This window comes from Gordonia ajococcus (assembly GCF_012974285.1).
Classification (GTDB): Bacteria; Actinomycetota; Actinomycetes; order Mycobacteriales; family Mycobacteriaceae; genus Gordonia; species Gordonia amicalis.
On sequence record NZ_CP052884.1, the window covers coordinates 1,039,175 to 1,045,210 of the forward strand.

General features: G+C 66.7%; 6 protein-coding genes. 5 read left to right on the forward strand and 1 reads right to left on the reverse strand.

The window, feature by feature from the left end; genetic code table 11:
- Positions 1 to 60 precede the first annotated feature (60 nt).
- Genes GAA2_RS04810 through GAA2_RS04830 form a run of 5 tightly spaced genes read left to right on the forward strand, consistent with a single transcriptional unit; the run spans position 61 to position 5,383 of the window.
- Positions 61 to 1,206, forward strand: coding sequence for a glycosyltransferase (locus GAA2_RS04810; RefSeq protein WP_210737933.1), 1,146 nt, complete (start codon positions 61 to 63; stop codon positions 1,204 to 1,206).
- Positions 1,207 to 1,214: 8 nt separating this feature from the next.
- Positions 1,215 to 1,841, forward strand: coding sequence for an acyltransferase (locus GAA2_RS04815; protein WP_024498662.1), 627 nt, complete (start codon positions 1,215 to 1,217; stop codon positions 1,839 to 1,841).
- On the forward strand, positions 1,841 to 3,016 hold the full coding sequence (locus tag GAA2_RS04820; RefSeq protein ID WP_006435264.1) for a glycosyltransferase: 1,176 nt from the start codon (positions 1,841 to 1,843) through the stop codon (positions 3,014 to 3,016). The genes GAA2_RS04815 and GAA2_RS04820 overlap by 1 nt, the downstream gene beginning before the upstream one ends.
- Entirely contained in the window at positions 3,004 to 4,224 is a 1,221-nt protein-coding gene (locus tag GAA2_RS04825; protein ID WP_006435265.1) for a lipopolysaccharide biosynthesis protein, read from the forward strand. The genes GAA2_RS04820 and GAA2_RS04825 overlap by 13 nt, the downstream gene beginning before the upstream one ends.
- A gap of 13 nt (positions 4,225 to 4,237) precedes the next feature.
- Complete coding sequence (locus GAA2_RS04830; RefSeq protein ID WP_006435266.1) at positions 4,238 to 5,383, forward strand: glycosyltransferase; 1,146 nt, start codon at positions 4,238 to 4,240, stop codon at positions 5,381 to 5,383.
- A gap of 153 nt (positions 5,384 to 5,536) precedes the next feature.
- On the opposite strand, the gene GAA2_RS04835 is transcribed toward GAA2_RS04830, so the two are convergent.
- The gene (locus GAA2_RS04835) at positions 5,537 to 5,923 is read right to left on the reverse strand and encodes a hypothetical protein (RefSeq protein ID WP_159405530.1); all 387 of its coding nucleotides are present in this window, start codon (positions 5,921 to 5,923) and stop codon (positions 5,537 to 5,539) included.
- Between the last annotated feature and the right edge of the window lie 113 nt (positions 5,924 to 6,036).

The window sequence follows — 6,036 nt, forward strand, 5'->3', positions numbered from 1 at the left end:
GGGTCCGCACGAGTGCGTGCACTCGTAATCAGTCGGGGGAGAAGTGGTTCTGTGGTGCACATGATGGATGCTGGGATCGTCGTGGACAAAGTGCCGAGAGTGGCCATCGCTCACGACTATCTGACTCAGCGGGGCGGGGCGGAACGGGTCGTGTTGTCCCTCAGCAGGGCATTTCCGGATGCCCCGATCTACACGCTGTTGTACGAGCCGGATCAGACCTACGACGAGTTCCGCGGCAAGACGATCATCACCTCACCCGTGAATCGTGTTGCGGCACTGCGGACCGATCACCGCTCCGCGCTGCCCGTGTTGCCGTTCGCCGCGTCGCGGATGCGGATCGACGCCGACGTCGTGGTGGTGAGTTCGAGCGGCTGGGCGCACGGCTTCGACACCACCGGCTACCGGCTCGTCTACTGCTATTCGCCTGCTCGCTGGCTTTACCAGACCGATGTCTACCTCGGCGAATCATCCAGTGCGATCAAGAGACTCGCGATCAGGATGCTCGGCCCCGCACTCCGTCGCTGGGACCGCGCCGCCGCACTGGGCTGTGACCGCTATCTGGCGATATCGAGTGCGGTCCGCGACCGCATCGCGGCGACGTACGGTCTCGATTCCACGGTGGTCTCGGCTCCGGTGATCCCGCCCCCGGCACCGTCCGGGACGGCAGATGCGCCCGCGGGTGTACCGGTACGCCCGTACCACCTGTGTATCTCACGCCTGTTGGCGTACAAGAACGTCGACGCGGTGATCGATGCCTTCCGGGGTACCGACGAGCACCTGGTGGTCGTGGGCCGCGGACCCGAGGCGGACCGCCTGCGCGCGACCGCGCCCGACAACGTGACGATGCTGTGCGACCTGACCGACGCCGAGATGGGGTGGCTGTACGAGCACTGCACCGCCGTGATCGCCGCCAGCTACGAGGACTACGGTCTCACGCCACTCGAGGGCGGTATGCGGGGCAAACCCTGCGCCGTACTGCGCTGGGGCGGCTTCCTCGACACCATCGCGGAGGGCGTGAACGGCGTGTTCTTCGACGCACCCGACCCGATGAGCATCCGGGCCGCCGTCGCCGAGATCGCCACGCGCGACTGGGATGCCGAACAGATCAAGGCACACGTCGCCCATTTCGGCGAGGAGACATTCATCAAGGAGATCAGGAACCTCGTGTCCGAGGCCGTGGTCACGAGGGGAGCGGAGCGCACGTGAGTACCGAGATGACGACACCGCCGGCGGCCGGACCCGCCGGTCCGACCGTCCCGCAGCGCGCGGATTTCCATCCGCGGTACACCTTCACCGAGATCTCGACGATCGCGAAGGCCAGGAACCGGGTCGGAATCCTGCTGTACAACACCATCGTCACCCACCTCCCGTCGCACACCATCCGGCAGGCGTTCCTTCGTGCGTTCGGCGCGAAGATCGGCAAGGACACGTCGATCCTGCGCGGGTGCCAGGTCTTCGACATCGACCAGATCCGCATCGGGGAGGCCTGCTCCATCGGTTTCCGCGTGCTGTTCGACGCGCGGTCGGGCATCTGCATCGGCGACAACGTGGTGATCGCCAGCGACACCCAGATCATCGCCGGTAAACACGACCCGGCGAGTCCGGAGTTCGCGGCCGTCCTCGAACCGGTCCACATCGGCGACTACGCCTGGATCGCCAGCCGCGCCACCATCGTCAGCGGGGTCAGCATCGGCCGAGGCGCCGTGGTCGCCGCCTGCGCGCTCGTCAGCAAGGACGTCGCCGACCTCGACATCGTCGGCGGTGTTCCGGCCACGACGATCTCCCGGCGGCCCGAGTCGGCGTTGCGGTACCGGCCCAAGTACCGGCCGCTCTTCTACTGATGACGGGGCAGTCGACGCCGGGGACGATCGGGCAACCCGGGACGTCCGGGCTGGACGGGCTGGACGGGGCCCGCGTCATCTATGTCGCCGCCGAGCGGAGCGCGGGCGGGGTCGGGGCGTACTCCGAGGTGTTCGCGGACATGCTGCGGCGGCGGCTCACCGACTTCCACGAGGTCCGGCACCCGCGGCCGGGTACCGACACGGTCACCGACCTGCGCGCGCGACGCCGCGAGATCATCGAACTCATCGACGCCGCAGATGGTCGTCCGGTCGTCGTGCACGGTGAGTTCTCCGGCGGATCGGTCGAATCCTTCTGGCCGACTGCCGGACTCGAACGGATTCGACGCGGCGTCCTGGTCAGTGCGACCGTGCACGATCCGCCTGGTCTCGTGTGGTGGCCGGGACGTGTCGCGTTCCTCGAGCGGCGCAGATTCCTCAACCACGCAGTACATTTCCCGCTCCGGCCGCTATCGCGTGCGATCGAGCGGAGAGTGGTCGGAGCCCGGACACTGTTCGCGATGAGCCACGCCGGGGCGCGGTCGTTGCTGCGCGCCTACCCGGACACCACGGTGCGGCATGCACACATGCCCGTCTGGAGCCGCGGTGAGGTCGTTGCCGCACCGGATCGCCCGAAAGCGGTCGGACTGTTCGGGTTGGTCTATCGCGGAAAGGGTTTCGAGCATGTCGAACGGCTTCGGGGTGTCCTTCCCGACGACATCGCGATCCGGATCGCCGGCCGCGGCACCGAAGCCCTACCCGGCCTCGACGGGGTCGAGATCCTCGGCGGGGTCGACGACGCGGATCTTCCCGCGTACTTCTCCTCCGTCCGAGCGCTCGTCGTGCCCTACGGCACGCGGAGCCTCTACGGTGAGGCGTTCCCCGGATCGAGCGTCGTCTCCGACGCGATCGCACACCTCACTCCGGTCGTGTGTACCGGCCACGGTGCGCTCGGCGAGCTCCGGACCGAGGGAGGTGTCCTCGTCGTCGAGGAGGGCGGACGGACGCACGAGGAAACAGTGGACGCGTTGGCCTCGGCCGCGGCGGAACTCGTCACGTCGCGAGATCGGCTGTCCGCGATGGGGGAGGCGCTGAAGGAGATGCGCGAGGTGCGTGAACCCGACGAGGTCGTCAGAACCTACCTCGACACCTGGGCGAGGGCGTTGTGCCGGGCCTGAGCGGCGCCGCCGAGACCGGTGTGGCCGGCACCGATGAGGCGGCGTCGGCGGTCGACAGCCGACGCCACGTCGTCAAGGCGCTCGCGGCCGCCGGCTGGACCTACGGCGGACGAGCGGCCGGTCTCGGCTGGACCGTCGCTCTCACCTTCCACCTCGGCATCGGCGCCTACGGGCAGTACGCGATGGCCTTCGCACTCGGTGCGATCATCGCGGCCCCACTGGACAATCCGTTCGCGGTGCGTGCCATCCGCGAGGCGGAGGATGCCTTCGCAGCCGAGCGCGTGACCCGGGTCCTGTTGGGGCTCGGTCTGATGGTGGTGGGCGCGCTGTGTCTCGGCGCACCGTATCTGGTGTGGTTCGCACTGTCCGTCGCCGGCGGCGAGATCGTGTTCAATGCGGTCAAGAGCCGCGCACTCCGCGACGGCCACCCCGATCGGGTGATGCGATTCGACACCACACGGCAGTTCGTCAGCATCGCACTCGCGATCGGCTATCTGCAGTTCGCGCCGTCGGCCGACCTCGAGACGGCGAGTTTCTGTTATCTCGCACCGTATGTCGTCATCGCCCTCCATGCCGCGACGTTTGCGCCGCGTACCAGACCGGGGGTCCCCGGCTCGGCGCGCCTCATCGCGATCCTGTTCGGTGAGCATCTCGCGAATGCGCTCTACATGCAGGGCGACATCCTGTTGCTGGGGGCGGTGACGGATTCCGATGTCGCTGGATACTTCGCTATCGCCGCCACGGTCGGATGGGCGGCGGGCCAGGTCGGGATGTCGCTTGCCGGGACCTATCACGAGCAGCTGCGTGCGGCCGATGGCGCGGTGGCGGCGGGGCCGCCGGTGAAGCACGTCGTGATCATGGCGGCGGCGACATCGGCGCTCGTGATGGTGTCCGGGTTCGTGATGCTGGCAACCCCGTACTCACATGAGCTCGCCTGGGCGCTGGTGGTGATCTCGCTGTTCGTCGGGTTGCGCGTGATGAACAACGTGCTGACGACGGTGCTCTACGTGCAGCGTCGTGACGTCGTGCGCAGCGCCGCGGCCGCCGTCCTGGTCCCGGTGAAGCTCGGATCGGTCTGCGCGCTGGCGGTTTTCGGTGCGGTCGGGGCGGCGATCGCATCGGTGGTGACCGACGCGATCCTGTTCGCGATCTATGTTCGGTCGGTGCGGCCCGCGAGGCTCGTCACCCGAGAAGAGGAAACCGCATGACAGGGGTGATCGCATGACGACTGTGACCTTCATGATGGCCAAGGACATCGAACACGACCACGGCGGCGACGTCGCGCTGGCCAGGGTGATCTTCGACATCGCGGCAGAGTCGTTCGACCTGCGTGCGGTGTGTCTGTCCAACCATCTCACCACCGGTGACGCTCCGCGGATCTCGGCCGACGGCAGGGTGATCCGGGTGCCGAAGCCGCCCGTACTGCTCCCGGCGCTCATCGGCAGCAGTCTGCGGACCCGGCGCAGTGTCTGCCACGTCCGTTTCGACACCGACGACCTTGTCCGGACCGTCGACGATCTCGACAGCGACGTCTTCCTCGCCGAGCATTCGTACATGGCCGAGTCCTATCTGCGCTCGACACAGGTCGGTCGCAGCGAGCTGGTGATCAACACGGTCAACTCCGAATCACTGGTGTGGCGACTCACGCGCGGACTCCCGGGAACGGTGGAGGCGAGGCGCATCCTGTCCGATGAGCTCCGGGTGGCCCGCGCTGCGTCGGCGATCGGCACCTACGACCTCGAGGAAGCACAGTTCTACCGGAAGCGCGGGTGCCCGAGTGCTCGCTGGATCGATCTCACCCTGCCGCCCGCGACCCGCGCGGGTGGCGGCCTCGAGATCCCGCGGCTCGTGTACATGGGTACCCGGGACTGGCCACCGAATCAGGAAGGCTTCTTGGAGATCCTGCGACTGTGGCCGCGCATCTCGGACGGTATCCCGGATGCCGAGCTGTGCATCGTCGGCGCTCCCAAGCCGGGCGCGACACCACCGCCGTTGCCCGAGGGCGTCCGGGACGTCGGATTCGTGGAGGACCTCGACGCTTTCCTGGGTACCTGTCGCGCCCTCGTCGCACCCATCAGGACCGGCGGCGGTGTCCGGGTGAAACTGCTCGACGCCGCCAGCCGTGGATTGCCCGTCGTGGGCACCACCGCCGCGATCGGGTCACTCGAACCGGTTTTCGGGCTGACCGCCTACGACGATCCCGACGAATTCGTCGAACGTGCGCGTGCATTCCTCCTGGACGTCGATCTGGCGAGAAAAGAGGGCACACGGATTTTCGAGGCGAATGCCGAACGCTGGGAGCAGCGCATTCCGCACCAGGCTGTGGAAGCGCTGCTGAGTCGAGGACCGGTTCCGGTCGACCATTGACGAGCCGGGCCATGCGATGTCGTCTGCGCGGACCACGGGCATCTGCCCGATATTCGCAACACTTCGCGGTTCATACGAGAACGTGAATTGCGCAAAATGACGAAATCCATTTCGATCTTTTCGGTGATTGTCGACCGGGGAATTCGGCGGTATTCATGCGGTGGCCGATTCGATGTGGGTGCCCCCGAGTTGTGAGGCGTCAAGCCGTCCCATAGGCTCTTGGGTATCCGCGCGGCGCAGAACGGCATTCGTCCAGGACACACCGGTGTGACCGTTGTCATTCTGGTGGTCGTGAGCTCGGACGATGCCACCGGAGAACGAAATCGGCGAAGACGTCTCGGGGTCGGGCGGTTGCTGGAGAAGACGGTGCCGACGGAACCCGGAGAGCCGGTGTGGTTGACAGCAGTCGGACGTGACGAGGACGGCGCATGGTGAGTGGTGAGGCAGGGCGTTGAACTTCACCGTGTTGAATTTCGGCATGTTGAATCCGTTGGCGATGAATTGTGTCGCGACGCCGCTGTTTCCCGGAATCACGCCCATTCGCTCCACGTCTTTCTCGCGATTCGGTTACCCCTTCGAGGGGTCCGGATTTGCTGATTTGTTTTCGCGCATTCGTCGAGACGGGATCTCGGTGATGGCGCCGCTTCGCAGGC